Annotated in this window: 19 protein-coding genes; 2 read left to right on the top strand and 17 right to left on the bottom strand. The window is 42.9% G+C overall.

The genetic code is table 11. The features are described 5' to 3' along the window. Positions 1 to 7: 7 nt before the first annotated feature. The 8 genes from atpD to OCV88_RS14940 all read right to left on the bottom strand — a co-directional run bounded on the left by atpD (position 8) and on the right by OCV88_RS14940 (position 7,932). Positions 8 to 1,411: a F0F1 ATP synthase subunit beta gene (atpD, locus tag OCV88_RS14975; RefSeq protein WP_158426244.1), complete on the bottom strand. Its 1,404-nt coding sequence runs from the start codon at positions 1,409 to 1,411 to the stop codon at positions 8 to 10. Between the two features lie 14 nt (positions 1,412 to 1,425). After that, the gene (gene atpG, locus OCV88_RS14970; protein ID WP_158426243.1) at positions 1,426 to 2,322 is read right to left on the bottom strand and encodes an ATP synthase F1 subunit gamma; all 897 of its coding nucleotides are present in this window, start codon (positions 2,320 to 2,322) and stop codon (positions 1,426 to 1,428) included. Between the two features lie 37 nt (positions 2,323 to 2,359). After that, positions 2,360 to 3,868: a F0F1 ATP synthase subunit alpha gene (gene atpA, locus OCV88_RS14965; protein ID WP_158426242.1), complete on the bottom strand. Its 1,509-nt coding sequence runs from the start codon at positions 3,866 to 3,868 to the stop codon at positions 2,360 to 2,362. A gap of 5 nt (positions 3,869 to 3,873) precedes the next feature. Then, a complete protein-coding gene (gene atpH, locus OCV88_RS14960) occupies positions 3,874 to 4,377 on the bottom strand; it encodes an ATP synthase F1 subunit delta (protein ID WP_158426241.1) in 504 nt (167 codons plus the stop codon). After that, positions 4,358 to 4,861, bottom strand: a complete 504-nt coding sequence (atpF, locus tag OCV88_RS14955) for a F0F1 ATP synthase subunit B (protein WP_158426240.1) — start codon at positions 4,859 to 4,861, stop codon at positions 4,358 to 4,360. The genes atpH and atpF overlap by 20 nt, the downstream gene beginning before the upstream one ends. Before the next feature lie 17 nt (positions 4,862 to 4,878). After that, complete coding sequence (gene atpE, locus OCV88_RS14950; protein WP_158426239.1) at positions 4,879 to 5,103, bottom strand: ATP synthase F0 subunit C; 225 nt, start codon at positions 5,101 to 5,103, stop codon at positions 4,879 to 4,881. Between the two features lie 54 nt (positions 5,104 to 5,157). Beyond that, positions 5,158 to 5,823, bottom strand: coding sequence for a F0F1 ATP synthase subunit A (locus OCV88_RS14945; protein ID WP_262591451.1), 666 nt, complete (start codon positions 5,821 to 5,823; stop codon positions 5,158 to 5,160). Between the two features lie 744 nt (positions 5,824 to 6,567). Then, on the bottom strand, positions 6,568 to 7,932 hold the full coding sequence (locus tag OCV88_RS14940; RefSeq protein ID WP_158426237.1) for a sodium-dependent transporter: 1,365 nt from the start codon (positions 7,930 to 7,932) through the stop codon (positions 6,568 to 6,570). Between the two features lie 236 nt (positions 7,933 to 8,168). Between OCV88_RS14940 and OCV88_RS14935 the strand changes: the two genes are divergently transcribed. After that, a complete protein-coding gene (locus OCV88_RS14935) occupies positions 8,169 to 9,461 on the top strand; it encodes an amidohydrolase family protein (RefSeq protein WP_262591441.1) in 1,293 nt (430 codons plus the stop codon). A 165-nt stretch (positions 9,462 to 9,626) separates the two neighbouring features. Here the strand turns inward: OCV88_RS14935 and OCV88_RS14930 are convergent, their stop codons facing one another. From OCV88_RS14930 to rsmH, 6 genes are all read right to left on the bottom strand, one after another. Then, the gene (locus tag OCV88_RS14930) at positions 9,627 to 11,060 is read right to left on the bottom strand and encodes a 6-phospho-beta-glucosidase (RefSeq protein ID WP_158426236.1); all 1,434 of its coding nucleotides are present in this window, start codon (positions 11,058 to 11,060) and stop codon (positions 9,627 to 9,629) included. Further along, on the bottom strand, positions 11,050 to 12,933 hold the full coding sequence (locus OCV88_RS14925) for a beta-glucoside-specific PTS transporter subunit IIABC (protein ID WP_158426235.1): 1,884 nt from the start codon (positions 12,931 to 12,933) through the stop codon (positions 11,050 to 11,052). Before OCV88_RS14925 ends, OCV88_RS14930 begins: the two co-directional genes overlap by 11 nt. A gap of 125 nt (positions 12,934 to 13,058) precedes the next feature. Then, positions 13,059 to 14,021 (bottom strand): alpha/beta hydrolase, encoded by a 963-nt coding sequence (locus OCV88_RS14920; RefSeq protein ID WP_158426234.1) that lies wholly within the window; start codon positions 14,019 to 14,021, stop codon positions 13,059 to 13,061. Between the two features lie 196 nt (positions 14,022 to 14,217). Further along, positions 14,218 to 15,711, bottom strand: a complete 1,494-nt coding sequence (locus tag OCV88_RS14915) for an IMP dehydrogenase (protein WP_158426233.1) — start codon at positions 15,709 to 15,711, stop codon at positions 14,218 to 14,220. A gap of 38 nt (positions 15,712 to 15,749) precedes the next feature. Next, a complete protein-coding gene (locus OCV88_RS14910; protein ID WP_158426232.1) occupies positions 15,750 to 18,929 on the bottom strand; it encodes a M6 family metalloprotease domain-containing protein in 3,180 nt (1,059 codons plus the stop codon). A gap of 24 nt (positions 18,930 to 18,953) precedes the next feature. Beyond that, the gene (gene rsmH, locus OCV88_RS14905) at positions 18,954 to 19,997 is read right to left on the bottom strand and encodes a 16S rRNA (cytosine(1402)-N(4))-methyltransferase RsmH (RefSeq protein ID WP_158426231.1); all 1,044 of its coding nucleotides are present in this window, start codon (positions 19,995 to 19,997) and stop codon (positions 18,954 to 18,956) included. A 221-nt stretch (positions 19,998 to 20,218) separates the two neighbouring features. On the opposite strand from rsmH, the gene OCV88_RS14900 reads away from it, so the two are divergent. Further along, positions 20,219 to 21,997, top strand: a complete 1,779-nt coding sequence (locus OCV88_RS14900; protein ID WP_158426230.1) for a hypothetical protein — start codon at positions 20,219 to 20,221, stop codon at positions 21,995 to 21,997. Between the two features lie 113 nt (positions 21,998 to 22,110). On the opposite strand, the gene OCV88_RS14895 is transcribed toward OCV88_RS14900, so the two are convergent. The 3 genes from OCV88_RS14895 to OCV88_RS14885 form a co-directional block, all read right to left on the bottom strand. Beyond that, positions 22,111 to 23,442, bottom strand: a complete 1,332-nt coding sequence (locus OCV88_RS14895; RefSeq protein WP_158426229.1) for an MATE family efflux transporter — start codon at positions 23,440 to 23,442, stop codon at positions 22,111 to 22,113. A gap of 75 nt (positions 23,443 to 23,517) precedes the next feature. Then, positions 23,518 to 24,051, bottom strand: a complete 534-nt coding sequence (locus OCV88_RS14890) for a flavodoxin family protein (protein WP_158426228.1) — start codon at positions 24,049 to 24,051, stop codon at positions 23,518 to 23,520. Between the two features lie 82 nt (positions 24,052 to 24,133). After that, positions 24,134 to 24,694 (bottom strand): ADP-ribosylglycohydrolase family protein, encoded by a 561-nt coding sequence (locus OCV88_RS14885; RefSeq protein WP_262591438.1) that lies wholly within the window; start codon positions 24,692 to 24,694, stop codon positions 24,134 to 24,136. Position 24,695 lies beyond the last annotated feature (1 nt).

Here is a 24,695-nt window from a genome sequence, read left to right as displayed (position 1 = left end):
CCTATCTTTATGATGCGCTCTCCATCTCTGCCTTTGCTTTTTCCTTAACGTCATCAATGGTTCCTACATTAAAGAATGCATTTTCCGGATATTCATCCATCTCACCGCTGACAATGGCTTTAAATCCACGAATAGTTTCTTTCAGCGGCACGTATTTTCCTTTTGTTCCGGTAAAGTTTTCCGCAACATGGAAGGGCTGAGATAAAAATTTCTGGATTTTTCTGGCACGGAATACAGTTGTTTTATCTTCATCTGATAATTCTTCCATACCAAGAATCGCAATGATATCCTGCAGTTCTTTATATTTCTGCAAAAGCTCCTGTACCTGTCTGGCTGTCTCGTAATGCTCTTTTCCTACTACATCCGGTTCTAGAATCCTAGAAGAAGACTCTAACGGATCTACCGCCGGATAAATACCCTGCTCTACAATCTTTCTGGACAAAACAGTTGTTGCATCCAGATGAGCAAAGGTTGTTGCAGGAGCCGGGTCTGTCAGATCATCTGCCGGTACATAAACCGCCTGCACACTGGTAACAGATCCGCTCTTGGTAGAAGCAATACGCTCCTGTAACTCACCCATCTCCGTTGCCAGGGTTGGCTGATAACCAACTGCAGAAGGCATACGTCCAAGCAGAGCAGAAACTTCGGAACCCGCCTGGGTAAAACGGAAAATATTATCAATAAACAAAAGCACATTCTGATGCTGTTCATCTCTGAAATATTCTGCCATTGTAAGCCCCGTTTCAGCTACACGCATACGGGCTCCGGGAGACTCATTCATCTGTCCGAAAACAAGTGCTGTTTTTTCCAGAACACCGGACTCTCCCATTTCTGTCCATAAATCGTTTCCTTCACGAGATCTCTCCCCAACGCCGGTAAAAATGGAATATCCGCCATGTTCTGTGGCAATATTTGTAATCAGCTCCTGGATCAGAACAGTTTTTCCCACACCGGCACCGCCGAACAATCCAATTTTACCCCCTTTGGCATACGGTGCCAGAAGGTCAATTACTTTGATACCGGTTTCCAAAATCTCAACTACCGGGCTCTGTTCATCAAAGGCTGGAGGATCCCGGTGGATTTCCCAATGGGGGGAAGAGGCATCAATTTTTTCTCCGCCGTCAATGGTTTCACCTAATACATTGAACAGACGTCCCAGTGTCTGTTCTCCTACAGGTACTTTTACTCCGGCCCCTGTAGCAGTTACTTCCATGTCCCTGCTCAGTCCTTCGCTGGCTGCCAGCATAATACAGCGTACTGTATTATTTCCCACGTGCTGTGCTGCTTCCATCACACATTTTTTGTCTCCGTTTTCTACCTGGAGGGCTTCTTTGATTCTGGGAAGGGTACCATTTTCAAATTCTACATCAACAACAGGTCCCATGACCTGTACAATTTTTCCTTTATTCATACCTTTTCACCGCCTTAATGCTTCTTTTTCGCTTTCTGTGCCCGGGCGCCGCCGATCACCTCCGTAATCTCCTGAGTAATCGCAGCCTGTCTTGCACGGTTATATGCAATGTCCAGTTCCCGAAGCATATCTTTCGCACTATCCGTGGCAGCTTCCATGGCCATCATTCTGGACTGATGCTCACTGGAATAGGATTCAACCAGCGCACCGTAAATCAGTCCCGTGATGTAATCCGGCACAATATTATCCAGCACCGCATGCTCTGAGGGCACAAACTCTACAACTTCATGAGCATAATCCACCGGAAGATTTTGAAACTTTTCAACTTTCAGAGGCAGAAGCTGTATGATATCAGCCTCTGCCGACACCGCACTTTCCATTTTGGTATAAATCATCTGTATCTCATCCAGTTCATAATGATGATACATCTCAAGAAGTCTGGATGTAATGATTCTTGCACGGCCAATAGTTGGATCCTGTACTGTATATCTGAAATTCTCATCAATATTGATGCCATGTTTTTCAAAATACTGCCGGCCGATCTGTCCCATAACCATCAGCATGTTCTCTGCTTCACCGCTAAGCTTCTGCTGTGCCAGCTTTATTACGTTATGATTATATGCCCCGGCCATTCCCTTGTCTGCCGTTATTACAATATATCCGATTTTCTTTTTATGCTCTTCTTTTGTACCATGCTTTTCATGATAAAAATAGGGATGATCCAAGTCCGGAACATGGCGGATAATCCGACGGATTGCCTGCTGCAGCGTATAGAAGTACGGCTCCGTATCCTCAAGCATCTTCCGGGCTTTTTTCAATTTAGAAGAAGAAATCATATACATTGCATTTGTAATTTTCATTGTATCCTGAATGCTTCTCATTCTGGTCTGTATTTCTCTTGCATTCGCCATTTCACTCACCTGCGCATTCTTTGAAATGCCATTTCATTTATTGGAATCTTCCTTTAAACTCGTCTGCCGCAGCCAGAATCTTTTCTGTGACAGCATCATTTAAGTCTTTGGTTTCTTCTATCTCACGGATAATCTCCGGATGAACAGACTGAATATACTCAAGCATCTGCATCTGAAACTCTTTCATGCGTTCCACCGGAACATCCATCATTTTTTTATGAGTGGCCGCGCATAATGTGATGACCTGCTGTGCCATGCTTAAAGGATTGCACAGCGGCTGTTTTAACAGCTCCATCAAGCCTTTTCCATATTGCAGCTGAGCTTTTGTTGCATCATCCAGATCAGAGCTGAACTGCGTAAATACTTCCATCTCCCGATACTGGGCCAGATCAATCCTGATACTTCCGGATGCTTTTTTCATGGCTTTTGTCTGAGCTGCACCGCCTACACGGGATACAGACAATCCCACATTAACCGCAGGACGCATACCGGAAAAGAACAGATCGCTTTCTAAGAAAATCTGTCCGTCTGTAATGGATATTACATTTGTTGGAATGTATGCCGCCACATCCCCCGCCTGTGTCTCGATAATCGGAAGGGCGGTAATGGAGCCGCCTCCTGCTTCATCTGACAGCCTGCTGGATCTCTCTAACAGTCTGGAATGAAGATAAAAAACATCCCCCGGATACGCTTCACGTCCCGGAGACCTTTCAAGCAGTAAAGATAATGCTCTGTAAGCTACCGCATGTTTGGACAAATCATCATAGATAATCAGAACATCCTTTCCCTGATACATAAAATACTCTGCCATGGCGGTAGCCGCATAGGGAGCAATGTACTGCAGAGAAGCTGACTCGCTTGCTGCAGCGGACAATACAATCGAATATTCCATAGCGCCATGCTGTTCCAGCGTATTTACCAATTTTGCAACTGTTGATGCTTTCTGCCCGATGGCTGTATAAATACAGATGACATCCTTGCCTTTCTGATTAATGATTGCATCTGTGGCAATGGAGGTCTTACCGGTCTGACGATCTCCAATAATAAGCTCTCTTTGTCCCCGTCCAATAGGAAACATAGAGTCAATGGATAAAATTCCTGTTTCCAGTGGAACACTGACAGATTTTCTATCAACAATCCCCGGTGCTTCATGCTCGATGGGGCGGTAATCTTTAGATATGATCTCACCCTTTCCATCTATAGGAGCGCCAAGAGCATTGATAACGCGTCCTATAAATGCCTCTCCTACCGGAATCCCTGCTTTCTTTTTGGTTCTGTTTACTTTAGTTCCTTCTCCGATCTCAGTATCTTTTCCAAACAAAATACATCCGATTTCGTTCCTTCTGATATCCTGGACCATCCCTTTTAAGCCATTTTCAAAAATAACAATCTCACCATACATTGCATGGTCGATGCCGTAAACAGTAGCAATACCGTCACCCACCCAGATAACGGTCCCGGTTTCTGAGGCTTTTGCTTCCATCTCATAATTTTCTATTTCACTTTTCAGAATTGAAATAATTTCTTCTGAATTGATTGCACTCACGCGTCTCACCTCCGGATTAATTTCTGCTGGAGCTGTTTTAATCTTCCAGAATAGCTCCAGTCATATTCTTCATTACCGACTTTTAGTACAAAGCCGCCAAGCAGCTGCGGGTCTGCTTTCAATTCCAGTTCCACATCCTGGCACTGATATTCTTTTTTTAAATACTCTTTTATTGATGCTATCTGCTCCTCTTGTGGTTTTGCCGCATAAATCAGTTCCGCAGATAAAATATGTTTATGTTCTCTGACGATTTTTTTGTACTCCTGCACAATATCCGGAATCTGGGAAACTGTCTGATACTTGCATATCAGCTTTAAAAAATTTCGAACCTCCGGAGCAAATACCCGGTCAATTACCGCCTGTTTTTCTTTCAGCGGAACCACCGGATTTTCCAGGGCTTCTTTTAAAGGAGGCGACATTTTAAAAATCTCACCTGCTTTAACCACCGCTTCTTCCGGAACCTGCAGTTCATACAAAACCTGTGCATAATTAATGGCTTCCTGCGTCATTCTTATCACCTGCTTTTTTTAGAAACTGATCATAAATTGCCGAATCATTACCTCTCTTATCATCCTGGCCCATAATTTTAGCTGCTGCCAGCATGGCGAGAGCCGCAATTTCTGATTCTGTATTCTGAATCGTCTTTTCTTTTTCCATTTCCACCGACTTATGCGCTTTCGCTATAATCTCAGATGCCTGCAAATCAGCTTCCGCTTTGATTCTCTGCTGTTCCGCTTTCGCGGCAGTTCTGGCTTCTGTTAAAATCCGGGCAGACTCATCATGAGCCGTCTTAATTGTCTGTTCATACTGATCTTTTAATTCCAACGCTTCAGCTTTTGCTGTTCTAGCTTTAGAAAAATCATCCTCAATCATATTTTTACGCTGTTCAATAACGCCCATCACTCTTTTAAATAAAAGCTTGTAGACAATAAGATACAGCACAAGAATATTGATGACAACGCAGATCAGGTTTACTGGATTTAAATTTAACAACCTGTCTCACCGCCCTTTTACTGGAGGAATAAAATAATAATCAATGCAACAACGAATCCATAAATTGCGGTTGCCTCTGCAAGGGCACATCCAAGGATTAAAGACTTGTTGATTTTGCTTTCTGCTTCCGGCTGTCTTGCAATCGCTTCTGTTGCTTTTCCTGTGGCGATACCAATTCCGATACCTGCTCCAATACCTGTTAAAACTGCGATACCTGCTCCAATTGCAATAAGTGTACTCATAATATTAAACGCTCCTTTTTATTAAACTTAGTCTTTTAGGCCTTATCTTTATATCTACTCTTCTATGGCCTCTTTCATAAACAGGGATGTCAGGAATACAAATACGTATGCCTGCAGCAGCCCGTCAAATATATCAAAATAAAAACTCGGCAATATCGGTAAAAATACCGGCAGAATCTGTTTGATCAGCTCCATAACTACAAATCCGCCCAGCATATTTCCGAACAGTCGCATACACAACGATAACGGTCGTATCACGATCTCTAAAACATTCAAAGGTGCAATAATTGCCACCGGCTCAGCAAAACTCTTCGCCCATTTTTTAGCACCCTTCGCATGGATTCCCGCGTATTCAATCAGTATAATACTCATGATGGCTAAAGCGGCCGTCACTGTCAAATCCTTAGTCGGAGGTTTAAAACCAATCAGTCCCATCAGATTTGACAAAGCCAGATACATCAGCACTGTCATAAGATATGGAATGTAACGCTTGCCCTTCTCTCCCAGAAGATCGTAAAAAAGTTTGTATACCCAGGATACAATACTCTCCAGCATCAGCTGTCCCTTTTTAGGATTTTCTACTTTAAGATTTCGGGTGAGAAGCAGAATAACTACAAGCAGCGCTGCAATAATCATCCATGAGACCACTACTGATTCATAAATGGGAATCCCTCCAAAAATCGGGATATGAAATACTACGTCGCAATTTAATTCTTCCATTAATTTTGCCGACAATTCTCCCACACTGCTCACTTCCTTTCTGAAATTACTTTATCCCGTTTTGTTCATCTCACCTCTTTCCCCGTCCGGTCTCCCAGAGCAAAATTCAAATGCAGAACACATGCCCGCTGTATATTGGTATACCAATATCTTTAAAGAGACTCATAGCCGAAGAATGCTCTGTTTTATTTTTCATAAAACAGCCATCTTCGGCCATGCCTCCTGTACTTTATAGCTGCGGGGGTCCACATTTGTATGTATATTATTCCTACAATTTTACTTTGTCAACAAATTCTTTTTTTTGCATTTTGCATCATTTTTACTTGTTTTTTTATTCATACACTCCTGATTTTTCATTCTTTTTGAGAATTATTTATTCATTTTTTCACTGGATTTTTTTGAAACTCAGGTTTGAGCTTTATTTATGCACGATTATTCCCGAATTATTTTTCTTAATTTTTGTGCATTTTTTACATCTCATTCTTTTCATTCACTTGTTGTCCAATACACTTTAATTAAATTTCACTTGTTTTTTTAACTTTTTTTGTTCTTATTGGTGACTATTTAGAAACCGGCAGTGGTCTCTGCCTGGGCAGGGTTTTACCAGCGGCACACTTCACCTTCCCATAAGCGGGCATATTCACACAAAGTATGTTTTTTAACATTAATAAAGCTTCCACGCGGCTTTCACCGCGCAGAAGCTTTATTATATGAACTGACTGTCAGAACAGCCAATACCGTTCACTATATACTTATAATTCCAAATTGTGACAGGGAAGATGTAATTAATATGATAACTAGTAAAATCGGCGCCACGAATTTAATCATAACAATGTACAGTTTCTTTCTGTGCATTCTTTCCCCATTTCTTGTAATTTCTTTGATAATCACTTTACATCCCACAAACCATCCAATCAGCAGGCAGGTGCACAGAGCCACAATGGGCATGATAACACTGTTGCTCAGATAATCGAAGAAGGTTAAGAAGTCCATGCCAAGCAGTTTAATATTCGACCATGCTCCATTTCCAAGTGATGCGGGTACTCCAAGAAGAATACAAATTACAATAGTAATGATACATGCTTTCAGACGCGTCATTTTGAATTTATCCATAAAGGAAGAAACAATTGCTTCCATAATGGAAATCGAACTGGTCAGAGCCGCAAAAAATACCAGAACAAAAAACAGTGTGCCTATAATCATACCGCCGCCCATCTGATCAAATACCCTTGGCAGTGTCTCAAACATCAGTCCTGCCCCGCTCTGCTGCAGCCCGGCCTCTCCGCTGAACACATACAGTGCAGGCACTACCATAAATCCTGCCATAAATGCCACAACTGTATCAAAAATCTCAATCTGATTTACAGATTTTGTAAGATTTGTCTCTTTCTTTGTATAGGATCCGTAAGTAACCATAATTCCCATGGCAAGACTCATGGAAAAGAAGATCTGTCCCACAGCCGCGCAGACGGTCATAAAGGAGAATTTGGAAACATCCGGAAGGAGATAATATTTAATACCTGCCCCTGCTCCCGGAAGGGTGCAGACATAAATGCAGATAATTACTGATATCACCAGCAGAAGGGGCATCAGAAATTTACTGATTTTTTCAATTCCCTTTTCTACTCCAATGAGAATAATAAATACTGTAACAGCTAAAAAGATTGCAAAAAAGATAAGGGGAGAACCTGAACTTCCAATAAAGCTGCCAAAATATCCGGTATCTGCCGCCGCTCTCCCAGCGCCTCCAACATATGTTGCCATATATTTAATTACCCAGCCTCCGATAACACAGTAATAAGGCAGTATAATAATTGGTACCAGTGCTGCAATGTATCCTAAAAATCCAAACTTTTTATGTATTGCCTTGTATGCCAAAATGGGGCTTTTCTTTGTTTTTCTTCCGACGGCAATCTCTGTGGTCATTAATGCAAAGCCGAAGGTAAGGGCCGCAATTATATAAACAAGTATAAAAATTCCGCCTCCATACTGCGCCACCAGATAAGGAAATCTCCAAAGGTTTCCAAGACCGACAGCACTCCCCGCAGCAGCAAGCACAAAGCCTATTCCGCCGGAAAAACTGCTTCTTTTCTTTTCATTATTTTCCATATTTCATGTCCTCTCTGTAAGTATACTCTTTCGCTATTATATAATAGACAACAACCTGTACACAATCCCTTTTTTTATTAATTGTAAACAATTGGTTAACTCCATGTAATATCCAGATAAAATTATTCTTTAATTCCCCATGACAGACTCTGAAAAATGTTATACTATTATTGACATTGCTGACGCATATTTCTAAAACGGCTGCTTATGAGATTAAAAACAGAAGGTGGACAAAAATGAACAATACTATGAAACATAATTTTACATTTATTATAAAGGGTGATTTCTGCTATTCCGCATCCAAAAAGGAGCTTGCGGCCAGAGAAAATCATTTTCTGATCTGTATAAACGGCATATGTGCCGGTATCTTTGAAAATATTCCCATGCAGTACAGACATATTCCTGTAACAGACTATTCCGGACACCTGATACTGCCCGGGCTTACTGATCTCCATACCCATGCTCCCCAGTATTCATTCCGTGGAATGGGCATGGATCTTGAATTGCTGGACTGGCTGAATACCCACACATTCCCGGAAGAGAGCAGATATGAGGACCTCGCCTATGCACGGAATGCTTACCGCAGATTCACCGATGATATGATACACGGCCCCAGCACGCGAGCCTGTATCTTTGCTACCCGGCATGTAACTGCAACACTGCTTTTAATGGATATGCTGGAGGCAAGCGGCCTTATTACCAAAGTCGGAAAAGTAAATATGGATCGAAACTGTCCCTTCCCTTTATGTGAAGCAGACTTTAACACATCCCTGTCTGATACACAATTATGGCTTGAAGCCTCAAAAAAACAAAAACGCTGTCTGCCAATCCTGACTCCCCGCTTTATTCCTTCCTGCTCTGATCCGTTGATGAAAGGACTGGCTGATCTGCAAAAGAATACCGGTCTGCCGGTACAGAGTCATCTGTCTGAAAACCTGTCCGAAATTGAATGGGTGCAGGAATTATGTCCCGACAGCCGTTTTTACGGGGAAGCCTATTACAATTATCATTTATTTGGCGGTGAAACCTGTCCAACCATCATGGCGCACTGCGTCCACTCTTCTCCAGAAGAAATAGAATTGTTAAAATCACAGAATGTGTGGGTTGCCCACTGCCCCCAGTCCAACACCAATCTCTCTTCCGGTATTGCTCCCGTCCGGCGCTATCTGGACCAGGACCTCAGAATCGGTCTGGGCAGCGATATCGCCGGGGGGACCTGCGGCTCCATTTTCCGGGCTATGACAGATGCCATTCAGGTTTCCAAGCTTTACTGGCGCCTGATAGATACTGATGCCGTACCGGTTACCGTTGAGGAGGCATTCTGGATGGGAACTGCCGGCGGCGGAACCTTCTTTGGAAAAACAGGCAGCTTCCTCCCCGGATGGGACGCAGATATACTGGTAATGGACGAATCACGATTTCCAAATACCAGCCCTCTGACACTGCGGCAGCGTCTGGAACGAGTTATCTATCTGTCCGAAGACAGAGATATCCTTCACAAATTTGTGGCCGGACGACAACTCTTTTAAATACTGTTTATTTACCTGTCCTTTTCCATAAATGATATCAACCGGCTGTCTTCTATATCCTTTTTTCCGGCAGTCCTTTCTGACTGCCGGAACACTGCAGAACAATTTCCCGGCATTGTACTTTCATCTTAACAGCCTTAACATGAATCTTTTCATGCCTCAATCTTACAGCTGTTCTCCGTTACTTATAATTACATCCCGATACCAGTAAAAGGATTTTTTCGGCGTCCGTTTTAATGTTCCGTTTCCCTCATTATCCTTATCCACATAGATAAATCCATATCTTTTTTTCATTTCTCCTGTAGTAAAAGAAACACAGTCAATACAGCCCCAGGGGGTATATCCCATCAGATCTACCCCGTCATGCACAACTGCTTTTTTCATTTCTTTTATATGGGCTCTCAAATACTTAATCCGGTAATCATCCTCTATGCTGCCGTCCGGCTTTACTTCATCTACCGCTCCAAATCCGTTTTCCACTACAAACAGCGGAATCTGATACCGCTCATACAGCACGTTCAATGCATATCGTAATCCAATGGGATCTATCTGCCAGCCCCAGTCGCTTCTTTCCACATAGGGATTTTGCACACTTCCCGGAAATCCGTCAAGTCCGCTGCCCGCAGCTTTCGTATCCGCTTCCACAGCATTGGTCATGTAATAGCTTAGCCCTACATAATCAACGGTCCCCTCTTTTAGAATCCCCGCATCTTCCGGTTCCATCTGAATCCGGAACCCCTTTCGCTCCCATTCTTTATAAATATAAGAGGGGTATTCCCCCCGCACATGCACATCTCCAAACAAATAACGGTCATGCATGGCCTCCACAGAATACATCATATCCTCAGGTCTGCAGGAAAAGGGATATAACGGCACAAATGCTATCATACATCCAATCTGAAACCCGGGATTAATTTCATGTCCTTTTTTTACAACAAGGGCACTGGCAACCAGCTGATGATGCACCACCTGATACATACACTCTTCGGGATTTTTCTCATCCGTAAATATAACACCGGAACAGGTATATCCAAAGAGCGGATACTTATAATTTTTCTGATTGTTGATTTCATTAAATGTCATCCAGTATTTGACTTTATCTTTGAAGTGTTCCATAACTGCAGCTGCATACCGGACAAAAAAGTCTATTAGTTTCCTGTTTTTCCAGCCGCCGTATTCCTTTACCAGCCCCAGAGGCATTTCAAAGTGAGATAACGTTACAACTGGTTCTATATTATAAAAACGCAGGGTATCAAACAGATCATCATAAAATTTCAGTCCCTCCTCACAGGGAGATTCCTCATCACCATTGGGAAAAATCCGGCTCCATGCAATGGAAGTCCGAAAACACTTAAATCCCATTTCCGCAAACAATCTGATATCGTCCTTATAATGATGATAAAAATCTACCGCTTCATGATTGGGATAGTAACAATCTTCTTTTACTCCATCCGTAATTTTACGGTCTGTTCCATGGGCTCCTCCGGTGAGCACGTCCACCACACTTGGACCCTTTTTGCCCTCCTGCCAGGCTCCCTCTACCTGATGTGCCGCCACTGCGCCTCCCCATAAAAATTTCTCCGGAAATTTAGGTTTCATCTGACACCTCCTGATATTGAATACGCATTGCCGGATCCAGAACATCTACCTGAGTTTCCTCTAGCAGCTCAATGCGCTGGATCATTTCCATATTTGTAATAATATAGATCACCACAGGATCATATCCCTGTTTTTCAATGAGCTCTTTATCATACTCCACCAGCAGATCTCCCTGCTTTACGGTATCTCCCTGGCTGACATGAGCATGAAATCCCTTCCCATTCATCTGTACGGTGTCCACGCCAATGTGTATCAGCACTTCAAGCCCTTCCGGACTGATGAGCCCAACAGCATGTCCTGTGGGAAAAACGGTTTTTGCCACTGCATCAAAGGGGGCGTAAATTTTACCGTCCTCACTAAGAATCCCTACTCCGTTTCCCATTGCCGCAGAAGCAAACATCTCGTCACTGACATCCTTTACAGGGATAATCATACCCTTTGCGGGACTTTTCAGATTTTTCCACTCTCCCGCCTGTATTTCATTTTTTACAATTGGATAGTTCTCGGTCTGCTGCATGGCAGGTTCATCTTCAAATCCTACAACGATTGTCAGTATGGCCGCCAGCACAAAAGAAACCGCAATGGATATCAAAAGTCCCAGAAACTGATTCATATAACCTTCTTTGAAATAAGCCGGAAGGGTTGCAATTCCAGGCATATTATAACTCCAGGATACCGCTCCCATACCACCTGCAATAGCACCTCCCACAGCTCCGGCAATACAGCCGCAGATCATGGGTTTTTTTAATCTCAGATTCACACCATAAATGGCAGGCTCCGTAATTCCAAACAATCCGGTAACGGCGGAAGAAAGCGCCACGCCTTTCATATCTTTGTTTTTTGTTCTGAAAAAAACTCCAAATGCCGCTCCGGCCTGTGAAAATACTGCAGACGCCTGCATCCCTGTAAATGTATCATATCCAAGATTTGCATAGTTTCCAACGGTAACCGGAGTAATCCCCCAGTGAACACCAAAGATCACCAGAATTTCCCACAGGCCGCCTACTATAATACCTGCAACAACAGGACTTAGTCCGTAAAGGTAATTATAAATTCCTCCGATTGCCCCTCCCACTGCATTTCCAACAGGTCCAAATGCCAGAAGTGTCAGCGGAACCATAATCACAATGGTAAACATATGAGAAAACAGATTCCGGATTACAATCGGAAGAACTTTATCAAAGAATCTCTGCACATAAGAAGCAATCCAGATTGCCAGTATAATTGGTATAACAGAGGAGGTGTAGCTTAAAAGCTGTACCTTCATTCCAAGAAAATGTATATCTGCACCGGTATTTACCATATTAATATAATCCGGACTTACAAGGGCACAGGCAATTACCAGCGCCACAAAGGTATTTACGCCAAACTTTTTGGATGCCGTCACAGAAATCAGAACCGGCAGAAATGTAAATGCCGTCCAGGATATAAAGTTTAAGATCTGATATGTGCCTCCGGCTGTGTCAATCCAGTTTAGCGCAACAAAAATCCCAAGGATCCCCTGCAATATACCGCAGGCTGCCAGTGTATATAAAAATGGTGCAAATATGCTGGATATTACATCTATCACCCGACTGATAATACCCACTTTTCTTTTGGGAAGCTCCTCATGCCCGGGATCTACCGTTATCAGTTCTTTTACATGCTGATATGCATCCCTCACATGATTGCCAATCACAACCTGGAACTGACCGCCCGCTTCAACCGTTGTGATAACTCCCTGTATTTTTGACACTTTTGACACATCCACCACCGATTCATCTTTTAAAATAAAACGCAGTCTGGTAGCACAATGTGTCACATTTGTAATATTAGTGTCACCGCCAAGAGCATCCACAATCTCCCTGGCAGTTTTCTTATAATCAATCGCCATACTCAGCTGCTCCTTTCTCAAGCTATCTATTTATTATGGGAAAAAATCCAAAATAAATTCCCGGTATAACGGTTGTTAAAAACTACCATATGGTGCAGCGGTTTTAATGATTATAAAATTAAAAATTAATCACAGCAGTTATTTCTGATTATCCACCCACATGCCAGATCCATAGCGGCTCTGCATGCCAGTGTCTGATCCAGAGAGTGAAGCATTACAAAATCATGTATCATAGCCTGTATCCTTACCGCAGTGACAGGTACACAGGCTTCTCTAAGCTTCACAGCGTAAGCCTCTCCCTCATCTCTAAGCACATCTGCTTCTCCATTAATAATCATAGCCATTGGAAGATTGCAAAGCTGCTCCCTGCTGGCCCTAAGAGGAGAAACCAGAATATTGCTCTTTGCACGTCTGGATCTGATATACTGATTCCAGAACCATTTCATACCATCTTTGTACAAATAATAATCTTCCCCAAACCGGCAATATGATTCCGTATCAAAGCAGGCATTGGTTACCGGATAAAACAACAGCTGTTTTTGTATCTGAGGCCCTTTTTTATATTTTGCCAGCAGTGTCATATCAATAGCAAGGGTTCCTCCGGCACTGTCTCCCGCTACAGTTAAAGTGCATGGATTCATCCGGCAGTCAGCGGCTGCAAGAATTGTCTGCAGATGACACATCACATAATAACACTGATTCATGGCAACAGGAAAACGGGCCTCCGGCGCACGGGAATACTCCGGAAAGACAACAATACATCCGGTTCTGGCCGCCAGCTCTCTCACCAGTTTTTCGTGGGTATGAAAGCTTCCGAACACCCACCCGGCTCCGTGAATATAATAAATTACATTGGCAGGATCTTCCGTCTGGGGCGGCACAACAATATAAACCATAATATTTCCCCATTTCTCTGTATTTACTTTCATAGAAGTAATTTCCGCCGGAAACATCTCAACAGGAGAACTTTGAATTTTTTCCAGTACCATTCTTCCTTTTGCAGGAGGCATCTGATAAATCCTTGGCTGCGCCATACTCTCATTGCTGACTTCTTCTGCCTGTGGCTCTAACAACACTTCTCGCTTCATAATTTTTCCTTCAATATCCATTCTGTAATATAATATTCAAAACCTTTTTTTTGTTTCTGCCAGGAAATATTCTTATTGAGACGCATGTGTTTTGAGAGATATAATCAATGCAGACAAAAGAACCACACAGCGATTCCTGCCATGTGGTCCTTTTGTTTTTACCTATTCTGATCTATTTCTAAAAAGTATTCCCGCTTTATCGTTTATCCCGCAGCATTACGTCATGGGCTCCGCCCTCCACAATGCTGGTGGAAGATACCAATGTAATTTTTGCTTTCTGCTGAAGCTCAGGAATCGTTAACGCACCACAGTTGCACATGGTAGATCTCACCTTACTCAGGGTCAGTGTAACATTATCTTTCAAACTGCCCGCATATGGCACAAAAGAGTCCACTCCCTCTTCAAAGGAAAGCTTTTTATCGCCGCCCATATCATACCGCTGCCAGTTTCTGGCTCTGGCACTTCCTTCTCCCCAGTATTCTTTCATATAGCTTCCATTAATATTTACCCTCTTTGTGGGACTTTCATCAAATCGGGCAAAATACCTTCCAAGCATTACAAAATCAGAGCCCATAGCCAGCGCCAGTGTAATATGATAATCATGTACAATCCCGCCGTCGGAACATATGGGAATATAAATTCCGGTCTCTTTATAATACTGGTCTCTGGCTCTTGCTACCTCAATCACTGCAGTAGCCTGTCCTCTGCCAATCCCTTTCTGTTCTCTTGTAATACAGATGGCTCCGCCACCGATTCCTATTTTTATAAAATCAGCACCGGCCTCTGCCAGGAAACGGAAACCTTCCGCATCTACTACATTTCCTGCTCCTACTTTTACGGTATCTCCATACTGTTCCCGAATATAATCAATCGTAATTTTCTGCCATTCAGAATAACCTTCCGAACTGTCAATGCAGAGCACATCCGCGCCGGCTTCTAAAAGTACAGGTACCCGTTCCCTGTAATCTCTTGTATTGATTCCGGCTCCCACCATAAACCGCTTACAACTGTCAATGAGCTCATTCTCATTTTTTTTATGGGAATCATAATCTTTTCTGAAAACAAGATATACCAGCTCTTGTTTTTTGTTAATTAAGGGCAGACAGTTAATCTTATGTTCCCAGATCATATCATTGGCTTCTTTTAGAGTCGTATCTTCATGAGCATACACCATCTTTTCAAAAGGAGTCATAAATTCACTTACTTTTGTATCCGCATCCATACGGCTGATGCGGTAATCCTTGTTTGTGACAATTCCAAGTAATTTCCCCTGAGATTTTCCATTTTCAGTTACTGCCACTGTAGAATGTCCTGTTTTTTCAGTAATGTCAAGGACATCCTGCAGGGTCATATCAGGAGAAACGTTAGAATCGCTGACAACAAACCCTGCCCGGTACCGCTTTACCTTCCGTATCATTTCCGCCTGACGCTCTGCCGTCTGAGAGCCATAGATAAAAGCCAGGCCCCCCTCCTGAGCAAGAGCAATGGCAAGCCTGTCGTCAGAGACGGACTGCATAATAGCCGATACCATGGGAATGTTCATGGACAGCGCTGGTTCCTCCCCTTTTTTAAACTTTACCAGCGGGGTTTTTAAGCTGACCTCTGATGGAATACATTTCACAGATGAATACCCCGGAACTAACAGGTATTCACTAAACGTTCTGGATGGTTCCTCATAATAATATGCCATACTACTCCTCCTTTTCACAGCCAAACGATGGTGTTATTTTATATATTTCTGCGTTTTATGACCACCAGCACCGCTGCCGCTCCTGCTGCTATAATCATAACCGCATAAATACCTGTCCGGAAAGAATCACCGGTTTTTGCCGGTTTTTCTATCTGAGTTTCTGTCTGAGAAGCTGAAGCATCGGTATTTTTACTGCCGGCTGGATGTTTGTCAGGAGCCGGGCCCTGATCTTCCAGTTCATCCCCCGGCTGTTTACCGGGATCTTTATCTCCGTCTGGCTTCGGATCCGGCTTCACTGTATCTTCCTGGTCTTTGACAGCATTATGAATGGAAAACTCCACTTTCCCATCCTGCCATGCCCCGGCTGTTAATAATTTTCCGCTCTGAAAACTAACCTTCATTGAGTTAATGCTGCTTGTCTCTGAAACAAGATTTCCCTGCAGATCTATAAAATAGCTGTCTGCCAGATAAAAATAGCCGTCATCCAGATACTTTCCATCAACCCGGTTCCTCAGATGAAGCATCATCATATCATCGGATACCGATACAGTTACCAGCTCCGGCCCTATATTGCTATTACTATTTTTTGTAAGCCGAAGCTGTTGATCAACAAGGGTTCGTCCCAGAAATCCTCCTGTTTTCTGATCCAATATATAGCACCACATCTCTCCGGTTATATACATGGTATCAGAAGCAGACCAAATCTCTTCATAATCCTGCATCAATGCAAACAGATATAATTTCCCCTCTGCTGATGCCGCAGCAGCAAACTCCCCGCCCTTAAACATATCTTCATTTTCAGAATCATATGAAAAAGTATGTACTAATTTATCATTTTTGTCATAGATATCAAAACAAATATAGCTTTTGTCCCGATCCTCATAGTACGGGAACAGATATCCCTCATCTGTAAAGAGAATGGTACTGTATCTCATGCGGTCCGTGATCTCAACAGATTTCGGTTCTCCTTTAAAATCCACACTTAGCAGCTCCTGCAGCTCATACAACTCGGTACGGTACAGCTTAACAGTATCACCGGTAACTGCCAATTCATAATCAGATCTATCCAGCTTCACAATATCATCCAGAAGATTTCCTTCCTGATCAATATGGGCCAGTTTCAAAGTTCCTTCCAGCCAGTCATTTCCTCTAAAAACAAGAGTCCCGTCTGAGAGAATCACTATATTTTCCACACTGCCCTCTCCCGGAGCAATCCAGCCTTCCCAGGAACTGACATCCAGATTCTCATAATGAACACTTCCATCACTGGCGATCCTGTATAACCGCAGTTCATTCTCATCAGACATCAGTACATACCAGCCGCCGTCAAAAGCTGCTGCTCCACTGAAGCTGTTGCCAAAATCTATAGATAATCCACCCGTTTTTTCAGCATTTTCAGCGATGCTGATATCTCTCGCGATTTCCCTTGATGCAACTCCCATACCCAGATCAAAATATCCCTCAGGGAAAACAACTCTGGCTGGACCGGCTGTCAGACTGTCTGCCTCTGCCACAAACAAAATCTGGCTGTCCGTAAGCCGCTCTATTCTTCCTTTAATTTCTTTTCCGTCCTTTGTCTGAAGCACCGGAGAAATCCTATCGTCTAAAATCGAGGCCTCCATGGACAGCGCAAAAGGTATCATCACAACATTGCTCTGATCTGTGGTCAGCCAGCCTCCACATTCTGTAAGTTCAAAATCCTCAGGATCCGGCAGAAGACTTTCTTCCCCGAAAGATACTGAAAAACTTCCTGCCGCCTCTCCTCCGGTAACAAAGGATTCCATGGTAATCCCGGTATAGCCTTTATATTTTCCGCCTTCAAAGGCGCTGTTTGGCAAAGACTGCGGCGTCAGGCTGTCACCTTCCATAAATTTGCAGTGATAGCTTTCCGCATCATAAGGTCCGGGCACCTGATCAAAGCCGTCCTCATCACCGAATATATCACCATGAAACAATGCCTCGTCCGGATCCACCAGTTCAATAAGCTTTGTCTGGTCCGCCGACCAGTTTCCTGTAGCAAATCCTGTTCCGCCGTCATTCAGCCGGGCATTTACATGAAATACCCGAAAGCCATCCGGCAAAGCTTTGCCGTTAAAGGTCAGTGCTTTTTGATTTTCCACACAGGTATCATATTCCACTACAAAGTATTCCGAGAATATCCCCTGATCTTCTGGTGATATCACTGCAATTTTAGGATTATCTCCGGCGGCCTGCTCCGACAAAGATTCCAATGTTACACTGTCTATGTCTGTCCAGTTATCCTTGGTAATCCGCACAACCTGATCCTCAGAAATCCATCCCAGGAGCCATTTGGAAAATCCGTTGTAATCGCCGGTATTCATATACATCATGTCATAGGTTTTAATTCCGCCCTCATAATCCTGACCGGGCGCGTAAAAGTCCGGAAGCCCCAGAACATGGCCGGTCTCATGAATCAGCGTCTGGGCTCCCCATTTTGTATTGGAAGGATTATGCAGAGTCACATATTTTCCTATGCGGACCCCGTCAAAAGCTTCCTGCCCCAATGAATTATTTGTTATGCTCCACCAGGTGCTGCCCCAGCCGCTGTCCACACCGGCAAAATGCAGGTATACTCCGTCCAGATATCCGTCGCCGTCTCCGTCAAACTGATTATAATCCACTTCATCATCCAGCGCTCTCATGGCTTCTGTAAACAGACTTTCGATATCATTCTCATAAAATTCCCTGTTGTTTTCGGCAGTATAGGAATAAACGTCTCCGTCAATATGTAATTTTCCGTAAGAAGCACGCTCATAATAAGCTGTCAGACTTTCATACGGCGCATAATCATTGTTACTGCCAAATGCGATTTCTTCCAACGCCTCTTTTGTATCTCCGGCTTCAAACTTCTCATCCGGAAAATCCACATGCAAAAGCAGCACCTTTGCATTGCCCTCCGCAGGCATACCGCCGCTCATATTTTCCCAGTTATCCGGCAGACTGCTTCTGGTTTTTAAACCTCCCTGCTCCCTGAAAAGTGCTTTTTTAATCAAACTTTCCGATACCTCAGCCCCGGCACTGTTTTCATAATACGCCATCCGCTCTTTCAGCGTCCCGTCCTTCTGGTACTCTTTCAGTTCCTTTTCCCCGGGTATACAGGGCGGCTGATACGCTTCTGCCTGCGTACCTTTTGCTCCTCCTGCCAGACATACAGTAAAAACGGCCGCTGCCAGAAGTCCTTTCACTATTTTTTTCATAACCTCTCCCTTTCCTGATACTATTTATGATTTTACAGCCCAGCGCATCTTAGTGGACTTCGCCCGGCTATTTTTCATACACTCCTCTTTTGACGGGCGGATAACTTCGGTACAGATATCTGAATATACGCCCTCTTTATATAGCTGTTTAAAAGACTTTTTCACAAGCCTGTCCTCCCCGGAATGAAAGGTGAGTATTGCAGCTTTTCCTCCTGGAGCCAGTACATCCGGAAGCTTTAAAAGGAATGCATACAATGCCTCAAATTCGTGATTCACATCAATGCGCAGCGCCTGGAATGTCCTCTGACAGGACTTTTTCACCGCATCTTTCCGCTGTTTTTCCGGCAGAAAAGTAAGCGCTTCCTCAATTACCTGGCGAAGCTGCATGGTCGTCTCTACTTTTTCTCCCCGTTTCAGCTTCTGGATAATTTTTTTTGAAATTTCCTCTGCATATGGCTCATCGGAATTTTCTATAAGCATCCCCTGCAGTTCTTCCTGATCTATTGTTTTTAAACGCTCTGCGGCGCTGAGCCCCTCCAGCGGGTTCAGCCGCAGATCCAGAGGTCCTTCATTTTTATAGGAAAATCCCCGTTTTGGATTATCTATCTGCATGGATGACACCCCAAGATCCGCAAGAACAAAATCAAAAGGCCCATCTTCTTTTGCCGCAATATCAATATCTGCGAAATTCTGCAGTCTTACAGTGAGTATCTCTGGCCCGTATCCTTGTTTTTCCAGCCGCTCTCTTGTTTTTTCCGACTCAATGGGGTCAACGTCCAAAGCACAAATATGTCCCTGTCCGTTAAGGCACTTCAACATCTCCAATGTATGTCCGCCATATCCCAGCGTCGCATCCAGACCTTTTTGTCCCGGCTGAATCTTTAGAAAATCCAAGATCTCTTTGACACAGATAGAAATGTGCATCCCTGCAGGCGTGCCTCCTTTTTCTATCACCCTGGATACAGTAGCGGCATATTTTTCCGGCTGAAGCTCTTTGTATTTCTCCTGATAGTGTCTTGGATATTTTCCTGCATACCGGACACGTCTCTGATGTTTTTGTTCTTCCATAAATTCCTCATTTCACCATCTGATTCTAATTCGTTTCGTTTTATACAGTATAACATATTTTAACAGATTTCGTATAAAAAGAAGGCCGTATTGGGAAAAGGGATTTCAAATGCTTTCGCAGCAAATGAAACTATCTTTTTACTTTCAATTCATGTATAATAAAATAGTTACTATATGTATCCAATATCTTAGATTGGATCAGATTCATAAGGAGAAAATTTATGAACAACTTAACCCAAACTCTTCTTAAACGCGACAAAAAAGGACTGTACGGGCTTACGCAGTGCCAGATGTGCTACCATTCAAATCATGTAGAAAACAATGCTCTGACAGAGGAGCAGATCACCTCCATCTTAAAAACCGGAACTCTCCCTGCTTCAGATATCCAATATTGCCTGAAGGATATTCAGGAAACCGCCGGACATTTTCTGATGTTCGATGAAATGTTAAATACCTATGAAGAGCCTTTATCCTCTGAACTGTTAAAAAAATACCATTTTATATTTAGAAACAGTATTCTGGATGACCATCTAAATAACGGCCAAATTGGAGAATTCAGAGAACATACAGAGGAATCCGTAGCAGATTTACTGTCCTGGTATCAGACGCAGGACATATCTCTTTACACTCTGGCAGAATTTTGCCTGAAGTTTGAAACTATATATCCGTTTCAAACAGGCGGAAGACAGGTTCTTAAAATTATTTTGTTTAAAGAATGCCTGAAGAATCAGCTCACCCCTTTTATCATACGTGACAGCAGCGAGCAATTATATTTCCAGATACTGGAATTAACAGACGGTTTCGAGGAATTAAAAGGTCTTTTTACAGAGGAACAAACCGCATATTCTCTAAAAAACGTCAGATTGACCAGCGGCAAAATATCCGCGCCGGTATCCCGGAGCGTTTCTCTGGCCAAATCAGCGGTACAACATTCAAAAGATGCACAGGGAGAATTTATCAGGGAGTCGTCTTCTATATTTAAAAAAGGGCAGCAGCCCGGATTTTATAACTACTGCCCCTCTGCATTTGAAAAAGACGGAATTATTTATACCTATTTTTGTACAAATACACAGCCTTACATTATTGTAGATTCTATTGCACTGGTAAAAAGTATTCCAAATCCTTCCGGAAACGGATACCTCCACACCGACGCTAAAATTGTGCTTTCTGCCGGGAAAAATCCCCAGTGGGATTCCATGCATGTTTGTGATCCAAGTGTCATTGAAGGAGACTTCCAGTACAACGGAAAACATTATAACTATTTAATGGGTTATCTTGGCTGTACATCACTGGATAATCAGGACAACCAGATTGGCATTGCCGTGTCCAACGATTTAGAAAATTGGCACAAAATCAATGAAAATCCATTTATTAAATTTACCCATGACAACACACATTCAGCGTTTCAATGGGGCGTTGGCCAGGTATCCATGATCAATTTGGATAAAAAGGGAAAAATTGCTTTCTTCTATACAAGTGGAACACATAACCTCACCAGTGAGAAACTTTCCGTTATAGAACTTTCTAATTTAAATGCCCCTGTTGTACTGCGAGAAGCCACGGTTCCTAATAAAGTAACCATTAATCGACAGGGATATCTTGACTTTATCAGCAATGCCGATTTCGCTTACAGAGATGGCATCCTGTATATGGTATGCGATACCCATCCTTTTGCAGATGAAATCTACGAAAACGGCAAGCTTATAAGAACGGAGACTTCCATTACTCCTGAGCGTTCCTCCATATACAGTATGCCGGTGAATTTAGATGATCTAAATTGGGGTGTCTGGACCCGGACAGGAGTGCTTAATCGGGAAACAACCGGCTATGACAGAAATCATAACTGCGGTTTCCTTAGAGATCCCTATGGCTATCTGCCGGCTGGAGCTATTTCTGTCATGTATACCGGTGCCAAAGGAAAAGCCGACGGTGTCGCACCTTTCTGCCGGCTGTGGAGCTATACTATTTATACCCACCAGCTAGATACACAGGCAAAATAGAATGAAATATATCGTTTTTTTCATAATGAATGATACATATTGAAATTATTCAGAGCAGCATACTGTTTCCTCCACGGTACAGTATGCTGCAAATTCTATTTATTTTTATATATTTATCTGCTTTTTACTGCACTGCGGTAAATATAAATTGCAATTACTGCTGTTACAGCCTCCGCGATCCAAAAAGCATTCCATACACCAACAGCTCCCAGAAACCTGCTTAATACAAATGCTGCCGGAAGAATGATAATTGTATAGCGGAACAAAGATATTAACAGCGAAGGAGTTCCCTTGCCCAGGCCCTCTAGAGCCCCGGAAGAAGCTACAGAAACAGAGGAAACAATAAACCCCGCACTGATAAAACGAAGTGCTGTTTTTCCCAGTTGAATCGTCTCCGGATTTTCGGTAAACAGTCCCATTAACTGGCCGGGAACCACAAGACAGATCACCATTCCCAGCGCCATAATAACCGCTATCATCCCCAGCGTAATATCGTAAATCTTTTTTACTCTTTCATACTCCCCTGCGCCAAAATTAAATCCAATGATTGGCCGCATCCCCTGCACAATTCCATTGGCCGGTAAATATAAAAAAGTCTGAAGCTTATAATAAATTCCCAGAATTACCACATATATCTGTGAGTATGTACTTAAGATTGCATTTAATGCAGATGTCAGCAAAGACGGAAGCGCAAGATTCAAAATGGCCGGAATCCCAATAGAATATAATTTTAAGTCCAATGCTGTATCCCTCTGCAGATGTTTAATCGCAATCTGCACGGGGATAGGTTTAAAAATATAGATAATTACATATATAGACAGTGTAACAACCTGTCCCAGCCCGGTGGCAAGCGCGGCTCCGGAAATTCCAAGTTCCGGAAACGGACCGATTCCAAATATAAGAAGCGGATCCAGAATAATATTTGTAATACATCCGCACATAAGACTGATCATTGTTACTTTCATACATCCCACAGACTGAAAAATTTTTTCAAATGTAATACTTACCGCAATCATAATAGAAAACAGAAAGGCAATGTTAGAATAGTCCACTCCCATCTTAAGTACTTCCTGATCAGAGGTAAACATACGTAAAAAACCGGGCATTACCGCAATACAGATCACCGTTAACAAAATTCCATGTATCACGGCAAATAACATACCGTGAGTTGCCGCCTGATCTGCCTTTAACTGATCACCTGCTCCCAGACAATAAGCGATGACAGCATTGATTCCAATCCCAAACCCGATAGCTGCCGCATTCACAAAATTCTGCACCGGAAATACAAGTGAAAGTGCAGTCATAGCATCTTCACTAATCCGGGCTACAAATAGACTGTCCACAATATTATATAAGGAATTAACCAGCATGGAAATAACCATTGGAAATGCCATTGATGCCAGCAGAGGCAAAATCGGCTTTTCTTTCATAAAGTTTTCATTCATTTTACTTTCTCCTGCTGCCTGCACCGTCTCCCGGTAAAGTCAAAATGCCACACAGTTACCGTATCTTTTCAAACATTATATGGTTTTTCCCAGACGATAGGCCTGTTCTGGAAATTCTGTGCTTTTTGTCATAGAAACATTACCGCATCCTATTCCTAAAATCTGGCCCTGATCTTTGAAATTCAAATAACGGCACAAAGTTTCATAGTGAGCGGAAATATCTTTCATTGTCCAGTCATTACTGTCCCATGCCGCGGCAATCAGCATGGTCTTTAATGCTTTTTCCATAAGTTCACTATTAAAACTGTAAAATCGGTCAATTACTGTTTTTAGCTGTGCAGACATTCCAAAATAATAAATAGGAGTTACAAAAACAGCCATATCCGAATCAAGAATCTGACTGCGCAGCTCTGTCATATCATCTTTCTGGATACACAGACCATTCATATGACAGGCATCGCATCCAAGACACGGGTGCAGCTTAGCATGGCCGGCATCAAAGATACTTACCTGATGGCCCTTTTCCTCTGCGCCCCGAATAAAATTTTCCGCCAGCAGATTCGATGAGCCCTTTTTATGGGGACTGCTCTTAATTATTAGTATATTCATTTCTTAAACTCCCTTCTCAAACTCAATTATAATGCTGTAGTTTTGGACATATACAGTTAAGCTACATCCGCTCCTTCGCGTTTCAAAAGTTATATCTTCTTTCCACTACCGGTGGATACTTGTCCTCGAACGCCACTAAAATCTCAAGTAACTGCTTATCCAGAAAAGTTAATGTATGCCTTCTGATTTCAGCAGAAATGCCATAATACGCCTCCGCAACTCCACCACAAATAGCCGCGATAGTGTCACTGTCTCCTCCGATTGAGATTGCATTTCTAATTGCATCTTCAAAACCAGTTGACTCAAAAAATGCCATCAATGCCTGCGGCACCGTATCCTGACAAATCTCATTGAATTTATAAGCTGCTCTGATACCATCCAATGTAAAGTTCATAGAGTAATAATTTTCATGGATATAATTCCTAATTTCCAGCAAACTGCTGCCAGTCTTAGCCATATAAATGGCAGCTGCCACAGCCTCAGCTCCTTTAATACCTTCTGGATGATTATGTGTCACTTCTGTAATCTTCTTTGAAATTTTCTTTGTTTCTTCAAGACTACTCCCTGCAAAGCCTGCAGCACTCACGCGCATTGCTGAGCCATTTCCAAAGCTGTTATATGGCTGTGGAGCATCAGAAAACATC

The organism is Brotonthovivens ammoniilytica, assembly GCF_025566885.1.
In the GTDB taxonomy this organism is placed as follows: Bacteria; Bacillota; Clostridia; order Lachnospirales; family Lachnospiraceae; genus Brotonthovivens; species Brotonthovivens ammoniilytica.
Note: the sequence above shows the minus strand (reverse complement) of the source record. Positions and strands in the feature narration are given on the sequence as shown.

Bases quoted from the DNA above. Each gene is read 5' to 3' on its own strand.
- OCV88_RS14940 (WP_158426237.1), bottom strand. From the start codon at position 7,932: ATGGAAAATAATGAAAAGAAAAGAAGCAGTTTTTCCGGCGGAATAGGC.
- OCV88_RS14900 (WP_158426230.1), top strand. From the start codon at position 20,219: ATGAACAACTTAACCCAAACTCTTCTTAAACGCGACAAAAAAGGACTG.
- atpG (WP_158426243.1), bottom strand. From the start codon at position 2,322: ATGGCGAATGCAAGAGAAATACAGACCAGAATGAGAAGCATTCAGGAT.
- atpH (WP_158426241.1), bottom strand. From the start codon at position 4,377: ATGACGCAGGAAGCCATTAATTATGCACAGGTTTTGTATGAACTGCAG.
- OCV88_RS14895 (WP_158426229.1), bottom strand. From the start codon at position 23,442: ATGAATGAAAACTTTATGAAAGAAAAGCCGATTTTGCCTCTGCTGGCA.
- OCV88_RS14890 (WP_158426228.1), bottom strand. From the start codon at position 24,051: ATGAATATACTAATAATTAAGAGCAGTCCCCATAAAAAGGGCTCATCG.
- OCV88_RS14945 (WP_262591451.1), bottom strand. From the start codon at position 5,823: ATGGAAGAATTAAATTGCGACGTAGTATTTCATATCCCGATTTTTGGA.
- OCV88_RS14915 (WP_158426233.1), bottom strand. From the start codon at position 15,711: ATGGCATATTATTATGAGGAACCATCCAGAACGTTTAGTGAATACCTG.
- OCV88_RS14910 (WP_158426232.1), bottom strand. From the start codon at position 18,929: ATGAAAAAAATAGTGAAAGGACTTCTGGCAGCGGCCGTTTTTACTGTA.
- OCV88_RS14930 (WP_158426236.1), bottom strand. From the start codon at position 11,060: ATGAAACCTAAATTTCCGGAGAAATTTTTATGGGGAGGCGCAGTGGCG.
- OCV88_RS14920 (WP_158426234.1), bottom strand. From the start codon at position 14,021: ATGAAGCGAGAAGTGTTGTTAGAGCCACAGGCAGAAGAAGTCAGCAAT.
- atpE (WP_158426239.1), bottom strand. From the start codon at position 5,103: ATGAGTACACTTATTGCAATTGGAGCAGGTATCGCAGTTTTAACAGGT.
- OCV88_RS14935 (WP_262591441.1), top strand. From the start codon at position 8,169: ATGAACAATACTATGAAACATAATTTTACATTTATTATAAAGGGTGAT.
- atpD (WP_158426244.1), bottom strand. From the start codon at position 1,411: ATGAATAAAGGAAAAATTGTACAGGTCATGGGACCTGTTGTTGATGTA.
- rsmH (WP_158426231.1), bottom strand. From the start codon at position 19,997: ATGGAAGAACAAAAACATCAGAGACGTGTCCGGTATGCAGGAAAATAT.
- OCV88_RS14925 (WP_158426235.1), bottom strand. From the start codon at position 12,933: ATGGCGATTGATTATAAGAAAACTGCCAGGGAGATTGTGGATGCTCTT.
- OCV88_RS14885 (WP_262591438.1), bottom strand. From the start codon at position 24,694: ATGTTTTCTGATGCTCCACAGCCATATAACAGCTTTGGAAATGGCTCA.